Below are 13,865 nucleotides of genomic sequence, written 5' to 3'. Positions count from 1 at the left end.
ACAGCCTAGGATTAATTTTCTGATTCAAACGCCTGGGTCAGGTTTTCCAGCTGTTCCTGCGCTTCTAACCAGGTCATTTCTGTCTCTTCCAACGCGGATTTGGTTTGGCTCTGCTTTTGAAGGCATTCCGTCAGTTCGGCTTTCCGGCTGATATCATACAATGCCGAATTTGCCAGCTGCTCTTCCACTGTCACTAACTCAGCCCCCAGTTTGTCCATCTGTTGTTCCAACTTGGCGATTTGCTTACGCAAAGGCTGGGTTTGCGTTCGGAATTCGGCTTCGCGACGTTTCTGATCTTTACGTGCTTGCGCGCTGTTGCCGTTATCCTGTTTGGATGGGGTATCTTGCTGCGCCTGCTGTTTTTGCAAGTCACTGAGCCACTGCTGGTAATCGTCCAGATCTCCCTCAAACGGCTCTACCTGGCCGTCATGTACCAGATAAAGATCGTCGGTAGTAGAGCGGAGTAAGTGACGGTCGTGCGAAACGACCACCAATGCGCCTTCGAAGTCGATCAGCGCTTCAGTCAACGCCTGACGCATATCCAGATCCAAGTGGTTGGTGGGTTCATCGAGCAGCAGGAGGTTGGGCCGCTGCCAGACGATTAGCGCCAGAACCAGCCGCGCTTTTTCACCACCTGAAAAACGCTCGGTAACCTCGGTAACTTTATCGCCCTGAAAACCGAAGCCGCCGAGATAATCACGTAGCTGCTGTTCCAACACTCGCGGCGCGATGCGGCTCAGATGCTGCAATGGTGATTCATCAGCGCGCAGGAACTCCAACTGATGCTGCGCGAAGTAGCCCAGCTTTATGCCCTTTGCCAGCCCAACTTCGCCGCTCAGTGATGGCAGAGTACCAGCCAGCAATTTAATCAGGGTCGATTTACCGGCGCCGTTACGGCCCAGTAAGCCAATGCGTGAACCGGGCACCAGATTGAGCTTAATCGACTGCAGGACCACTTTATCACCGTATCCAGCACTGACTTTTTCCATGCGTAGCAACGGGTTTGGCAGGCTTTCCGGTTCACGGAAGCTAAAACTGAAGGGGTTATCTACATGCGCAGGAGCAATCAGCTCCATGCGCTCCAGCATCTTGATACGGCTCTGTGCCTGCTTGGCTTTAGAGGCCTTGGCACGGAAACGGTCAATATAGCTTTGCAGGTGAGCCACTTTCTCCTGCTGGCTCTGATAGAGCGACTGTTGCTGCGCCAGCTTGGTTACGCGCTGGCGCTCGAACGAGGAATAGTTACCGGTATATTCGTTGATGGTCTGATTTTCAATATGGAGGATCTTGTCCACAATGGGATCGAGAAAGTCCCGATCGTGCGAAATCAGTACTAAAGTGCCGGGATAGTTTTTCAACCAGCGTTCCAGCCAGATAACCGCATCCAGATCCAAGTGGTTGGTCGGTTCGTCGAGTAACAGTAAATCAGAACGGCAAACCAGAGCCTGAGCCAGATTGAGACGCATGCGCCAACCACCGGAGAACGCACGCACCGGCTTGAGTAACTGCTCATTGGAAAAGCCTAAACCGTGCAGCAGGCTGGCGGCACGGGAACGAATAGTCCAGGCATCAATCGCGTCCAGCTTACCGTGCAGTGTGGCGATGGCATGTCCGTCATTGTCACTGTTTGCCTGTTGTAATTCGATTTCGAGCTGACGAAACTCGCGATCGCCGTCAATAACATATTCAATGGCAGGCACATCCAATGCGGGTGTTTCCTGATTAACCCAGGCTAATGCCCAGTTGCCGGGGAAGGTATAACTCCCGCTGTCTGCGGTGATTTCGCCCTTTAATAATGCCAATAGCGTCGATTTACCGCAGCCGTTCTTACCCACCAGGCCAACTTTTTGACCTGGATTAACCGTCGCCGTGGCGTTGTCCAACAGGACGCGTGTACCGCGTCGGATTTGTAGCGAGGAGAATACAATCATAAAGCGCCGTATGTTTGGAGTATGTTAAATTGAATCGGTTTACGTTAACAGGACACTCACCTATTTCTTTCAAGTTGCGGCTATGCTGCAATTTGGTGCATCCTCACGGGCTTACTTGAGTCAGGGCTGGAGCAAGTGAACGCAGCCAACAGCGCAGCAGCTTGAAGAATACGAGTTTATGCTGTCCTAATTATCAGTCTTTGCGTTGCATGGTAACGGAAATCTGCCGGCATGACGACGCTTTGGAGGGGAATGATGTCGCAGCCACCTAAGGTTTTGCTGCTGTATACCCATCCGGAATCCCAGAACTCGGTAGCGAATCGGGTTTTGTTAAAGCCGGCACAGCAATTGGAACACGTTACCGTGCACGACTTATATGCACACTACCCAGACTTTTTTATTGATATTCACCACGAACAACAACTGTTGCGTGACCATCAGATTATTGTTTTTCAACACCCTTTATATACCTACAGTTGCCCAGCTCTGTTGAAAGAGTGGCTGGATCGTGTTCTGGTCCGTGGTTTTGCCAGTGGTATTGGCGGTAATGCACTGGCAGGTAAATACTGGCGATCGGTGATCACCACCGGCGAGCCTGAAGGAGCTTATCGAATCGGGGGTTATAACCGTTATCCCATCGAGGATGTCCTGCGTCCTTTTGAACTGACCGCTGCCATGTGCCATATGCACTGGTTGACGCCGATGGTGGTGTACTGGGCGCGCCGTCAGAAGCCCGAAGTGTTGAGTACCCATGCCGATGCTTATGATGATTGGTTGCGTAACCCTCTGCAATATAAAGGGAGGTTGTGATGGAAGGTGCAACGCTAATCAGCGCCATTCTGTTATTTCTGTTTGCAGCCGTGGTTACGGTGCCTATTGCCCGCCGTTTGGGGATAGGCGCGGTTTTAGGCTACCTGATCGCCGGTATCGCCATTGGCCCTTGGGGATTGGGTTTTATCCGAGATGTCGATGAAATACTGCACTTCTCAGAGCTTGGCGTGGTGTTTCTGATGTTTATCATCGGGCTGGAGTTGAATCCGGCCAAGCTGTGGCAACTACGTCGTTCGATCTTCGGTGTTGGGGCTGGGCAAGTGTTGATCACCGCTGCGGTAATGGGGACGTTGCTTTACTTCAGCCATTTTGCTTGGCAGGCCGCGGTGATTGGTGGTATTGGCCTGGCGATGTCGTCAACGGCCATGGCGCTTCAGCTGATGCGTGAAAAAGGCATGAACCGCAATGAAGGGGGGCAGCTAGGTTTCTCTGTGCTGCTGTTCCAGGATATGGCGGTGATCCCTGCGTTGGCCTTGATCCCTCTCTTGGCGGGAGGAGCAGGCAACAGCGACGACTGGGCTGACATCGCCATAAAGGTAGCGGCATTCGGTGGCATGCTGATTGGTGGCCGCGTCCTGCTGCGGCCACTGTTTCGCTATATCGCCTCCTCAGGCGTGCGGGAAATCTTTACGGCAGCAGCGCTGCTGGTTGTGTTGGGCGCCGCATTGTTCATGGAAACACTTGGTCTGTCGATGGCTCTGGGGACGTTTATCGCTGGAGTGCTGTTGGCCGAAAGTGAATATCGCCATGAGCTGGAAATTGCTATCGAGCCTTTCAAAGGGTTGTTGCTTGGGCTGTTTTTCATCTCGGTAGGGATGGCCTTGAATATCGGCGTACTTTATACCCATCTGGCGCAGGTGCTATTAGGCGTCTTTGTCCTGATAGCCGTTAAGTCAAGTATATTGTACTCGTTGGCGAGCATATTCGGTTTGCGTAGTGCCGTACGCACGCAGTTTTCTGGCGTGCTGAGTCAAGGTGGGGAATTTGCATTCGTGCTGTTTTCAGTAGCGTCGACTCAGCATGTTCTGGATACAAAACAGTTGGCATTGTTGTCGGTAGTTGTAACTCTCTCGATGATGACGACACCTTTATTGATGCAAATAATTGATCGCGTTCTTGCCCATCGTTACAACGTTCAGGATGAAAATGAAGAAAAACCCTATGTAGAGGATGATGATCCCCAGGTGATCATTATCGGCTTTGGCCGTTTCGGGCAGGTGGTTGGCCGCTTGCTGATGGCCAACAAAATGCGCATTACCGTACTGGAACGCGATGTCAGTGCGGTTGGCGTACTGCGCCGTTATGGCTATAAGGTTTACTATGGGGATGCTACTGAGTTGGAGCTGTTACGTGCGGCGGGAGCAGAGAAGGCTAAATCCATCGTCATTACCTGTAATGAACCGGAAGACACGATGGCTATCGTTCATTTATGTCAGACTCATTTCCCTAACCTCTCTATTCTGGCGCGAGCCAGAGGCCGTGTAGAGGCTCACGAACTGTTACAGGCGGGAGTAAAACAATTCAGCCGAGAAACGTTTTCCAGTGCCCTCGAACTAGGACGTAAAACGTTGATGGAGCTGGGCATGCATCCTCATCAGGCTCATCGCGCGCAACAGCACTTCCGGCGATTGGATATGCGTATGTTGCGAGAGTTAATGCCACCGCACCAGGGTGATGTGGCGCAGATCTCACGTGTTAAAGAAGCACGGCGCGAACTGGAAGAGCTTTTCCACCGTGAAATGCAAAAAGAAAAGCGGCAGTTTGATGGCTGGGATGAAGACTAGGCGTTGTCTCTCAGTTGCCCGTGAGCCATACCCGTCAATAGCGAAAAAATTCGGAGCTTAATGATGTCTGTAACACGTAAAAGATTTATCGCCGGAGCAGTGTGTCCAAGCTGTAACGCTATGGATTCGATGATGGTGTGGCGTGAAGATCAGGTTGAGGTGGTGGAGTGTGTCAAGTGTAAGCATTATCAGCGCCAGACCGAGCAACAGGTTGAGAAACACGTCCGCGCACAAGAGCAGGTGATCGGTATTTTTCACCCTGAATAGCGTTATCTGCCGTGATTTTTCATGCTGGAGGGTACACTGAGGCAGATTTCCGATACAATCTTCACCGATTTAGTTTCTACCCAAAGTACTTGGGGCTTCAGGTAGGCGGCAAGGGCTGACTATGTGACTGGGGTGAGCGCTTGCAGCCAACACCCCTACTGCTTCAAGTAAGACGGGTATCCAACGGTAGGAGATATCATGAAAGTAGCAAAAGACCTGGTAGTCAGTTTGGCTTATCAGGTACGTACAGAAGACGGTGTTTTGGTTGATGAGTCTCCGGTGAGTGCACCGTTGGACTATCTGCATGGGCATGGCTCTCTGATTTCTGGTCTGGAAACAGCATTAGAAGGTCGCGATGTGGGCGAGCGGTTTGACGTTCATGTCGGTGCTAACGACGCATACGGTAACTACGACGAAAACCTGGTGCAGCGCGTACCAAAAGACGTTTTCATGGGCGTTGACGAACTGCAGGTTGGCATGCGTTTCCTGGCAGATACCGATCAAGGGCCAGTGCCTGTTGAGATCACTGAAGTGGATGGTGACCATGTTGTGGTTGATGGCAACCACATGCTTGCCGGTCAAAACCTGAACTTCAATGTGGAAGTTGTTGCAATCCGTGAAGCCACAGAAGAAGAGTTGGCTCACGGGCATGTTCACGGCGAGCACGATCATCACCATGAACACGGTGATGGCTGCTGTGGTGGTCATGATCACGAACATGACCATGAAAAGAAAGGTGGCTGTGGCGGTAACGGTGGTTGCGGTTGCCACTGATCCAGATGTTCTTATTACAAAGAGGTCGCTTATGCGGCCTTTTTCAGTAATGTGGTGGTGGGGTTTCTTCTGACTGTGAAGCGATCATCGAAGGTTGAGTGGCGCGCAGTTTATCAACCAATAGGCGAAGCTGCTCCTGCAATTTCAACATTTCCAACTGATGCCGCACCACGGTTTGGTTAAGCTCTTCGATAGTTATTTCCTGAAATGCCAGCCGGCTTTCCAACTCTTCCAGCCGTTTTTTTAAGCTCTCGTCACCTGTGTTGTGCATTATGTTACCTTTAGTGCTGTTAAATCACGAATCCCGAATCTATGTTAGCAGTAGCAGCAGACTTTGTGCTGTGTAATTTACTAAAGTGGCGTTTCAGAGCACGGTATCTAATAAAGTAAATATCAGTGCAACTTAAAAAAGCAGTTAACTATCATTCCATTAAGAAGGACGAGTGGTCGGAGTATCCAACTGGCTAAACTGCTTACGTTAATAATATCTAATGTGTAGACTCTAGGCCGCGGTTTGAAACTTATGTACGATTAAGTGGTCACATCTTGACTCGATTGATTACCTGTGTGACTGTTTTATTAGGTTCAGGCAGTTATAGTAGCTTGGTTAATTTACTTAATGATTGTTTGGGGCATCGCTTCAGACACTGGAGATATGGATGAAATCTTTGTTTAAAGTCACGCTTCTTGCAACCACGATGGCCTTTGCTCTGAATGTGACTCACGTTATGGCGGCCGATGCAGCTAAACCTGACGCTGCTGCGGCAACTGCAGAAGCAGCTAAAGCAGCACCTGCGGAAGCAGCTAAACCAGCAGAGGCACCAAGCACGGGAAAATTCAAGAACGACGATGAGCAAGCCGCTTATGCACTGGGTGCCTCACTGGGCCGTTATATGGAAAACTCGCTGAAAGAGCAGGAAAAGCTGGGGATAAAACTGGATAAAGACCAGTTGCTGGCTGGTGTTCAGGATGCGTTTACCAACCAGAGCAAGCTGAATGATGCAGATATTGAAAAAACATTACAAGGTTTTGAAGCACGTGTGAAAGCCTCTGCTCAGGCTAAGATGGAGCAGGACGCGAAAGAAAATGAAGCAAAAGGAACCAAATACACTGAGTCCTTTGCCAAAGAAAAAGGCGTGAAGAAAACCGAGTCTGGTCTGCTGTATCTGGTAGAAAAGGAAGGGACAGGTGAAGCACCAAAAGACACTGATACTGTTGTGGTGAACTACAAAGGTACCCTCACCGATGGTACCGTGTTTGATAATTCCTATGACCGCGGCGAGCCATTATCATTCCGTTTAGACGGCGTGATCCCAGGTTGGACCGAAGGACTGAAACATGTCAAGAAAGGTGGTAAAATCAAGCTTGTTATCCCACCAGCACTGGCTTACGGCAAAACAGGTGTTCCCGGTATCCCAGCCAATTCCACTCTGGTCTTTGATGTTGAGTTACTGGATATAAAACCAGCACCTAAAGCTGACGAAAAGACAGAAAAAGCAGCTAGCGAAGCAGCAACCGATACCAAAGCTAAGTAAGTCCTTAATTTCATCAACTGCCGCCAATAATCTTCTTGGCGGCGGTTTTTTACTTCCAAACCAGTCATCATTCAAATTCCCTACAAGTTTAATACTCTCTTAACTGATCGCTTGACGCCTAGCTGGCATCGGGCTTAACGTCAATAACACGCGCAAAGAAAAGGACTCTGATCTGGCAGTTTGCTAGACTCGCGGTCTGAACTTATGAATCATGCGTCTGCCCCTTAGGGCATGTATCTAAAACTGTTCTTGGCCTCTCACCTGTGGATGATGGCTGTACTCCACCAGAATATCTTTCAGGTGTGATTGCATGAGCAGTTTTAGCTGCGCCCCCTGGCCCAGGCGTTCTATGAGGTGGTATCTCCGATGTCTAATTCGCTTTTATCCAGCGAAACCAGCGAACTTGATTTGCAGAATGAACGTCCGTTTAGCCAGACGGATTACGAAATCCTGAAGTCATATGAAGCCGTGGTTGATGGGTTGGCAATGTTGATCGGTGCGCACTGTGAGATCGTGCTGCATTCGCTCGAAGATCTGAAATGTTCCGCAGTAAGAATCGCTAATGGCGAGCATACCGGACGTAAAATCGGATCTCCTATTACTGACCTTGCACTGCGTATGCAGCATGATATGGCGGGGGATGACAGTAGCGTTTCCAAAGCCTATTTTACTCGTGCCAAAAGCGGTGTTCTGATGAAATCAGTAACGATAGCCATCCGAAATCGCGAGCAGCGCGTTATTGGTCTGCTTTGCATCAACATGAACCTTGATGTGCCTTTTTCCCAGATCATTCAGACTTTCATGCCGCCAGAAACGCAAGAAGTCGCTTCCTCGGTCAACTTTGCTTCCTCGGTTGATGATTTGGTGGCACAGACGCTGGAGTTCACTATCGAAGAGGTGAATGCCGATCGCAATGTGTCGAATAACGCGAAAAATCGTCAAATAGTGCTCAATCTCTATGAGAAAGGGATATTTGATATCAAGGATGCAATTAATCAGGTTGCCGACCGCCTGAATATCTCCAAACATACCGTGTATCTGTATATCCGCCAGTTTAAAAGTGGCGATCTGCTGGGTAATGAGCGCTGATGCTGAATTATTGTCTACTGGTTACCGGGCCTGCTTATGGTTCACAACAGGCTAGCAGCGCTTGGCAGTTCGCTCAGGCCTTATTGGCTGCTGGTCACCGAATTTCTTGCGTCTTCTTTTATCGCGAAGGCGTGCTGAATGCTAACCAATTGACGTCTCCGGCGAACGATGAGTTTGATCTGGTACGGGCGTGGGTTGCCCTAGCGCAGCAACATGGTATTGAACTTAACGTTTGTGTGGCTGCTGCTCTGCGTCGGGGAGTGGCTGATGAACAGGAAGCCGAGCAGCTTAAGCTGGTTACGTCAAATCTACAGGCTGGTTTTACCCTGAGTGGTTTAGGTTCATTGGCAGAAGCTGCACTGAGCTGTGACCGTCTTGTGCAGTTTTAAGAGAGTAATATGAAACGAGTTGCATTTGTTTTTACTCACGGGCCGCATGGTAATGCATCCGGTAGGGAAGGACTGGATGCCTTGCTTGCGACTTCGGCACTCAGCGAGGACATCGCTGTTTTTTTCATTGCCGACGGTGTGTTGCAGTTGCTTCCCGGTCAGCAACCGGAAAAGATTTTGGCACGAAACTATATTGCTACTTTCGGATTATTGCCGTTGTATGACGTTGAACATGTCTATGTTTGTGAAGCTGCTTTGCATGAACGTGGCTTACAAAGTGTCAACGATTGGGTGTTGGCCGCGGAGATTCTTCCCGCTGATGCGTTACGGCAGAAACTGGCCAGTTACGATGTCGTAATGACATTTTAGGATACTCAAATGCTGTTTACTCTCAGCCATTCCCCTACCCACTGCGATCTCCCTGCACTGTTGAAGCTTACCGAGGAAGGCGATGCCTTGTTATTGATGCAAGACGGTGTGCTCGCCGGTCTTGCCGGCAGCGCCTGGCTTGATTTATTGCTTAATGCCCCAGCAAAGCTATATGCGTTGCGGAACGATCTTGATGCAAGAGGGCTGGCTGGTTGTATTTCACACAATATTACTGTCATCGGTTATACTCATTTCGTTGAATTAACCGTAAAGCACCGCAGCCAAATGGCATGGTAATGCGAGTAATGTTGTATATTTCTTGACACCTCTACAGGTCAGCCATAAAATTCTGCGTCCTCGTACTTTGCCAGTAGTGCATACGAGGGGACTTATCACGTGTTTACGAAGCAAGAAACGAAGCAAAACCCAGGAGCTTTTTGAATGGCAACGATTAATCAGCTGGTTCGCAAACCACGCTCTGTGAAGGCTGCTAAAAGCAACGTTCCAGCGCTGGAAGCTTGCCCGCAGAAACGTGGTGTATGTACCCGCGTGTATACCACCACCCCGAAAAAACCAAACTCTGCACTGCGTAAAGTATGCCGTGTGCGTTTAACCAACGGTTTCGAAGTGACTTCCTACATCGGTGGTGAAGGTCACAACCTGCAGGAGCACTCCGTGATCCTGATCCGTGGCGGTCGTGTTAAAGACCTGCCAGGTGTTCGTTATCACACCGTTCGTGGTGCACTTGACTGTTCCGGTGTTAAAGACCGCAAGCAAGCTCGTTCCAAGTACGGCGTGAAGAAGCCAAAGGCTTAATGGTTCTCCGTTAAGTAAGGCCAAACATTTTCACTTTAATGTCAAAATAAACTCATAGAGTTTTGGACAATCCTGAATTAACAACGGAGTATTTCCATGCCACGTCGTCGCGTAATCGGCCAACGTAAAATCCTGCCAGATCCTAAGTTCGGATCAGAGCTGTTGGCCAAATTTGTAAATATTCTGATGGTAGACGGTAAAAAATCTACTGCAGAAGCAATCGTCTATACCGCGCTGGAGACCCTGGCTCAGCGCTCTGGTAAAAATCATCTGGAAGCTTTCGAAGTCGCTCTGGACAACGTGCGCCCGACTGTAGAAGTTAAGTCTCGCCGCGTTGGTGGTTCTACTTATCAGGTTCCAGTTGAAGTTCGTCCGGTTCGTCGTAATGCCCTTGCAATGCGCTGGATCGTTGATGCTGCTCGTAAACGTGGTGATAAATCCATGGCTCTGCGCCTGGCGAATGAACTGTCTGATGCAGCAGAGAACAAAGGTTCTGCTGTTAAGAAGCGTGAAGATGTTCACCGTATGGCAGAAGCCAACAAGGCGTTCGCCCACTACCGTTGGTAATTACCACGTAGTAGTTATGCTAACCAAGCGGGCGCTCCAAGAAGCTAACCTGCTTGGCTTAACTGAACTTGAACGCCTAAGGCAATAGAGGAATAAAATGGCTCGTACAACACCCATTGCGCGTTACCGTAATATCGGTATCAGTGCTCACATCGACGCCGGTAAAACCACCACTACCGAACGTATTTTGTTCTATACCGGTGTAAACCATAAGATTGGTGAAACGCACGAAGGCACCGCGACCATGGACTGGATGGAGCAGGAACAGGAACGTGGTATTACTATCACTTCTGCTGCGACGACCGCCTTCTGGTCAGGCATGGCCAAACAGTTTGAGCCGCATCGTATTAACATTATCGACACCCCTGGTCACGTTGACTTCACTATCGAAGTAGAACGTTCAATGCGTGTGTTGGATGGTGCAGTAATGGTTTACTGTGCCGTTGGTGGTGTGCAGCCACAGTCAGAAACTGTATGGCGTCAGGCTAACAAATATAAAGTGCCACGCATCGCGTTCGTTAACAAAATGGACCGTATGGGTGCCAACTTCCTGAAAGTGGTTGGTCAGCTTAAATCTCGTCTAGCAGCAAACCCGGTTCCATTGCAACTGGCGATCGGTGCTGAAGAGAAGTTCACCGGTGTTATTGACCTGGTGAAAATGAAAGCGATTAACTGGAGTGATGCAGACCAGGGCGTGAGCTTTGAATATGAAGACATCCCTGCAGACATGGTTGAGTTGGCTGAAGAGTGGCACCAGAATCTAGTTGAATCTGCAGCTGAAGCTTCTGAAGAGCTGATGGATAAATACCTGGGCGGCGAAGAGCTGACCGAGGAAGAGATCAAAAAAGCTCTGCGTCAGCGCGTGCTGAAGAATGAAATTATCCTGGTTACCTGTGGTTCTGCGTTTAAAAACAAAGGCGTACAGGCAATGCTGGATGCGGTTGTTGAATACTTGCCGGCCCCAACTGACGTTGAAGCTATCAACGGTATGCTGGACGATGGGAAAGACACCCCAGCGGTTCGTCACTCTGATGACAAAGAGCCTTTCTCAGCGTTGGCGTTTAAAATCGCTACCGACCCATTCGTGGGTAACCTGACGTTCTTCCGTGTTTACTCGGGTGTTGTTAACTCCGGTGACACCGTTTTGAACTCAGTCAAAGCTCAGCGTGAGCGTCTGGGCCGTATCGTTCAGATGCACGCTAACAAGCGTGAAGAAATCAAAGAAGTTCGTGCTGGCGACATCGCTGCGGCAATCGGTCTGAAAGATGTAACTACCGGTGATACGTTGTGTGATCCTGCTAACCCGATCATTCTTGAGCGTATGGAATTCCCAGATCCGGTAATCTCGGTTGCTGTTGAACCAAAAACCAAAGCTGACCAGGAAAAAATGGGTATGGCTCTTGGCCGCTTGGCGAAGGAAGACCCATCATTCCGCGTATGGACTGATGAAGAATCAGGTCAGACTATCATCGCGGGTATGGGTGAGCTGCACTTGGATGTCTTGGTTGACCGTATGCGTCGCGAGTTTCACGTTGAAGCAAACGTCGGTAAGCCGCAGGTTGCTTACCGTGAAACGATCCGCGATACGGTTAAAGACATTGAAGGTAAGCACGCCAAACAGTCTGGTGGTCGCGGTCAGTACGGTCACGTTGTGATCGATATGATGCCTCTGCCTCCAGGCGGCGTTGGTTACGAATTTGTCAACGACATCGTGGGTGGTACGATTCCTAAGGAATTCATCCCAGCCGTTGATAAAGGTATCCAGGAGCAGCTGAAAGCCGGTCCACTGGCAGGTTATCCTGTTGTTGACATCAAAGTGCGCTTGCACTTCGGTTCTTACCACGATGTTGACTCCTCTGAACTGGCGTTTAAATTGGCTGCTTCTATCGCATTTAAAGATGCGTTCAAGAAAGCCAAACCAGTTCTGCTTGAGCCTGTAATGAAGGTTGAAGTTGAAACCCCTGAAGATTATATGGGTGACGTAATTGGTGACTTGAACCGTCGTCGCGGTATGATCGAAGGCATGGATGATACTGCTACCGGTAAAACCGTTCGCGCTCAGGTTCCGCTGTCTGAAATGTTTGGTTATGCTACTGACCTGCGTTCTCAGACCCAGGGCCGTGCTTCATACTCCATGGAGTTTTTGAAGTATGCTGAAGCGCCGAACAACGTCGCTCTGGCCGTTATCGAAGCCCGTGGTAAATAAGCTTTCGGGTTTAACACATTGATCCAGTGCTCTCACCAAAAGGGGGAGCATAAGAGTAAGGAATATAGCCGTGTCTAAAGAAAAATTTGAACGTTCCAAACCGCACGTTAACGTTGGTACTATCGGCCACGTTGACCACGGTAAAACTACCCTGACTGCTGCAATCACTACCGTTCTGGCTAAAACCTACGGTGGTAGCGCTCGTGCTTTCGACCAGATCGATAACGCACCAGAAGAAAAAGCACGTGGTATCACTATCAACACTTCTCACGTTGAGTATGACACCCCGACTCGCCACTACGCACACGTTGACTGCCCAGGGCACGCCGACTACGTGAAAAACATGATCACCGGTGCTGCTCAGATGGACGGCGCTATCCTGGTTGTTGCTGCGACTGACGGCCCAATGCCTCAGACTCGTGAGCACATCCTGCTGGGTCGTCAGGTTGGCGTTCCTTACATCATCGTATTCATGAACAAATGTGACATGGTTGATGATGAAGAGCTGCTGGAACTGGTGGAAATGGAAGTTCGTGAACTTCTGTCTGCTTATGACTTCCCTGGTGATGATCTGCCAGTTGTCCGTGGTTCGGCTCTGCAAGCGCTGAATGGCGTGCCAGAGTGGGAAGCGAAGATCATTGAGCTGGCTGGTCATCTGGATTCTTACATCCCAGAGCCAGAGCGTGCGATTGACAAGCCATTCCTGCTGCCAATTGAAGACGTATTCTCCATCTCTGGTCGTGGTACCGTTGTTACTGGTCGTGTTGAGCGCGGTATCATCAAGGTTGGCGAAGAAGTTGAAATCGTTGGTATCAAAGACACTGTTAAGTCTACCTGTACTGGCGTTGAAATGTTCCGCAAACTGCTGGACGAAGGCCGTGCGGGTGAGAACGTGGGTGTTCTGCTGCGTGGTATCAAGCGTGAAGATATCGAACGTGGTCAGGTTCTGGCTAAACCAGGTTCTATCAAGCCGCACACCAAATTTGACTCAGAAGTGTACATCCTGAGCAAAGAAGAAGGTGGTCGTCATACTCCATTCTTCAAAGGCTACCGTCCACAGTTTTACTTCCGTACAACTGACGTGACCGGTACCATCGAACTGCCAGAAGGCGTAGAGATGGTAATGCCTGGCGATAACGTGAACATGGTTGTTACCCTGATCCACCCAATCGCGATGGATGACGGTCTGCGTTTCGCAATCCGTGAAGGTGGCCGTACCGTAGGTGCGGGCGTTGTTGCTAAAGTTCTTGCTTAATAGCAAGTAACTTACGAGCATTAAAAGAGGGCACTTCGGTGCCCTTTTTTGA

15 protein-coding genes are annotated in these 13,865 nt (G+C 49.7%); 13 read left to right on the top strand and 2 right to left on the bottom strand.

The genetic code is table 11. From position 1 onward, the window contains the following. Positions 1 to 11: 11 nt before the first annotated feature. On the bottom strand, positions 12 to 1,931 hold the full coding sequence (locus tag OK023_RS16155) for an ABC transporter ATP-binding protein (protein WP_317693677.1): 1,920 nt from the start codon (positions 1,929 to 1,931) through the stop codon (positions 12 to 14). 255 nt (positions 1,932 to 2,186) lie between these two features. Between OK023_RS16155 and kefG the strand changes: the two genes are divergently transcribed. The 4 genes from kefG (at position 2,187) to slyD (ending at position 5,587) form a co-directional block, all read left to right on the top strand. Continuing rightward, positions 2,187 to 2,741 (top strand): glutathione-regulated potassium-efflux system ancillary protein KefG, encoded by a 555-nt coding sequence (kefG, locus tag OK023_RS16150; RefSeq protein ID WP_317697767.1) that lies wholly within the window; start codon positions 2,187 to 2,189, stop codon positions 2,739 to 2,741. Beyond that, positions 2,741 to 4,546: a glutathione-regulated potassium-efflux system protein KefB gene (gene kefB / locus OK023_RS16145; protein ID WP_317693676.1), complete on the top strand. Its 1,806-nt coding sequence runs from the start codon at positions 2,741 to 2,743 to the stop codon at positions 4,544 to 4,546. The genes kefG and kefB overlap by 1 nt, the downstream gene beginning before the upstream one ends. Positions 4,547 to 4,609: 63 nt before the next feature. Next, a complete protein-coding gene (locus OK023_RS16140) occupies positions 4,610 to 4,813 on the top strand; it encodes a YheV family putative zinc ribbon protein (protein WP_317697765.1) in 204 nt (67 codons plus the stop codon). 198 nt (positions 4,814 to 5,011) lie between these two features. After that, a complete protein-coding gene (gene slyD, locus OK023_RS16135) occupies positions 5,012 to 5,587 on the top strand; it encodes a peptidylprolyl isomerase (protein WP_317693675.1) in 576 nt (191 codons plus the stop codon). 43 nt (positions 5,588 to 5,630) lie between these two features. Here slyD and OK023_RS16130 read toward each other — a convergent pair whose 3' ends face one another. Then, positions 5,631 to 5,858, bottom strand: a complete 228-nt coding sequence (locus OK023_RS16130; RefSeq protein WP_317693674.1) for a protein SlyX — start codon at positions 5,856 to 5,858, stop codon at positions 5,631 to 5,633. Between the two features lie 388 nt (positions 5,859 to 6,246). Here OK023_RS16130 and fkpA point away from each other — a divergent pair, with 388 nt between their 5' ends. From fkpA to tuf, 9 genes are all read left to right on the top strand, one after another. Beyond that, positions 6,247 to 7,122, top strand: a complete 876-nt coding sequence (gene fkpA, locus OK023_RS16125; protein ID WP_317693673.1) for an FKBP-type peptidyl-prolyl cis-trans isomerase — start codon at positions 6,247 to 6,249, stop codon at positions 7,120 to 7,122. A 366-nt stretch (positions 7,123 to 7,488) separates the two neighbouring features. Then, the gene (locus tag OK023_RS16120) at positions 7,489 to 8,211 is read left to right on the top strand and encodes a transcriptional regulator (protein ID WP_317693672.1); all 723 of its coding nucleotides are present in this window, start codon (positions 7,489 to 7,491) and stop codon (positions 8,209 to 8,211) included. Then, positions 8,211 to 8,600 carry a sulfurtransferase complex subunit TusD gene (gene tusD, locus OK023_RS16115; protein ID WP_317693671.1) on the top strand — a complete coding sequence of 130 codons (390 nt, stop codon included), beginning with the start codon at positions 8,211 to 8,213 and terminating at the stop codon, positions 8,598 to 8,600. The genes OK023_RS16120 and tusD overlap by 1 nt, the downstream gene beginning before the upstream one ends. A gap of 9 nt (positions 8,601 to 8,609) precedes the next feature. Beyond that, positions 8,610 to 8,969 (top strand): sulfurtransferase complex subunit TusC, encoded by a 360-nt coding sequence (tusC, locus tag OK023_RS16110; RefSeq protein ID WP_317693670.1) that lies wholly within the window; start codon positions 8,610 to 8,612, stop codon positions 8,967 to 8,969. A 9-nt stretch (positions 8,970 to 8,978) separates the two neighbouring features. Then, positions 8,979 to 9,266 carry a sulfurtransferase complex subunit TusB gene (gene tusB, locus OK023_RS16105; protein WP_317693669.1) on the top strand — a complete coding sequence of 96 codons (288 nt, stop codon included), beginning with the start codon at positions 8,979 to 8,981 and terminating at the stop codon, positions 9,264 to 9,266. 144 nt (positions 9,267 to 9,410) lie between these two features. Next, the gene (gene rpsL / locus OK023_RS16100) at positions 9,411 to 9,785 is read left to right on the top strand and encodes a 30S ribosomal protein S12 (protein ID WP_004930426.1); all 375 of its coding nucleotides are present in this window, start codon (positions 9,411 to 9,413) and stop codon (positions 9,783 to 9,785) included. Positions 9,786 to 9,881: 96 nt separating this feature from the next. Continuing rightward, positions 9,882 to 10,352 carry a 30S ribosomal protein S7 gene (gene rpsG / locus OK023_RS16095; RefSeq protein ID WP_127959713.1) on the top strand — a complete coding sequence of 157 codons (471 nt, stop codon included), beginning with the start codon at positions 9,882 to 9,884 and terminating at the stop codon, positions 10,350 to 10,352. 97 nt (positions 10,353 to 10,449) lie between these two features. After that, on the top strand, positions 10,450 to 12,558 hold the full coding sequence (fusA, locus tag OK023_RS16090) for an elongation factor G (RefSeq protein ID WP_317693668.1): 2,109 nt from the start codon (positions 10,450 to 10,452) through the stop codon (positions 12,556 to 12,558). A gap of 70 nt (positions 12,559 to 12,628) precedes the next feature. Beyond that, the gene (gene tuf, locus OK023_RS16085) at positions 12,629 to 13,813 is read left to right on the top strand and encodes an elongation factor Tu (RefSeq protein ID WP_317693667.1); all 1,185 of its coding nucleotides are present in this window, start codon (positions 12,629 to 12,631) and stop codon (positions 13,811 to 13,813) included. Positions 13,814 to 13,865 lie beyond the last annotated feature (52 nt).

Source organism: Serratia sp. UGAL515B_01 (genome assembly GCF_033095805.1).
Taxonomy (GTDB): domain Bacteria; phylum Pseudomonadota; class Gammaproteobacteria; order Enterobacterales; family Enterobacteriaceae; genus Chania.
Note: the sequence above shows the minus strand (reverse complement) of the source record. Positions and strands in the feature narration are given on the sequence as shown.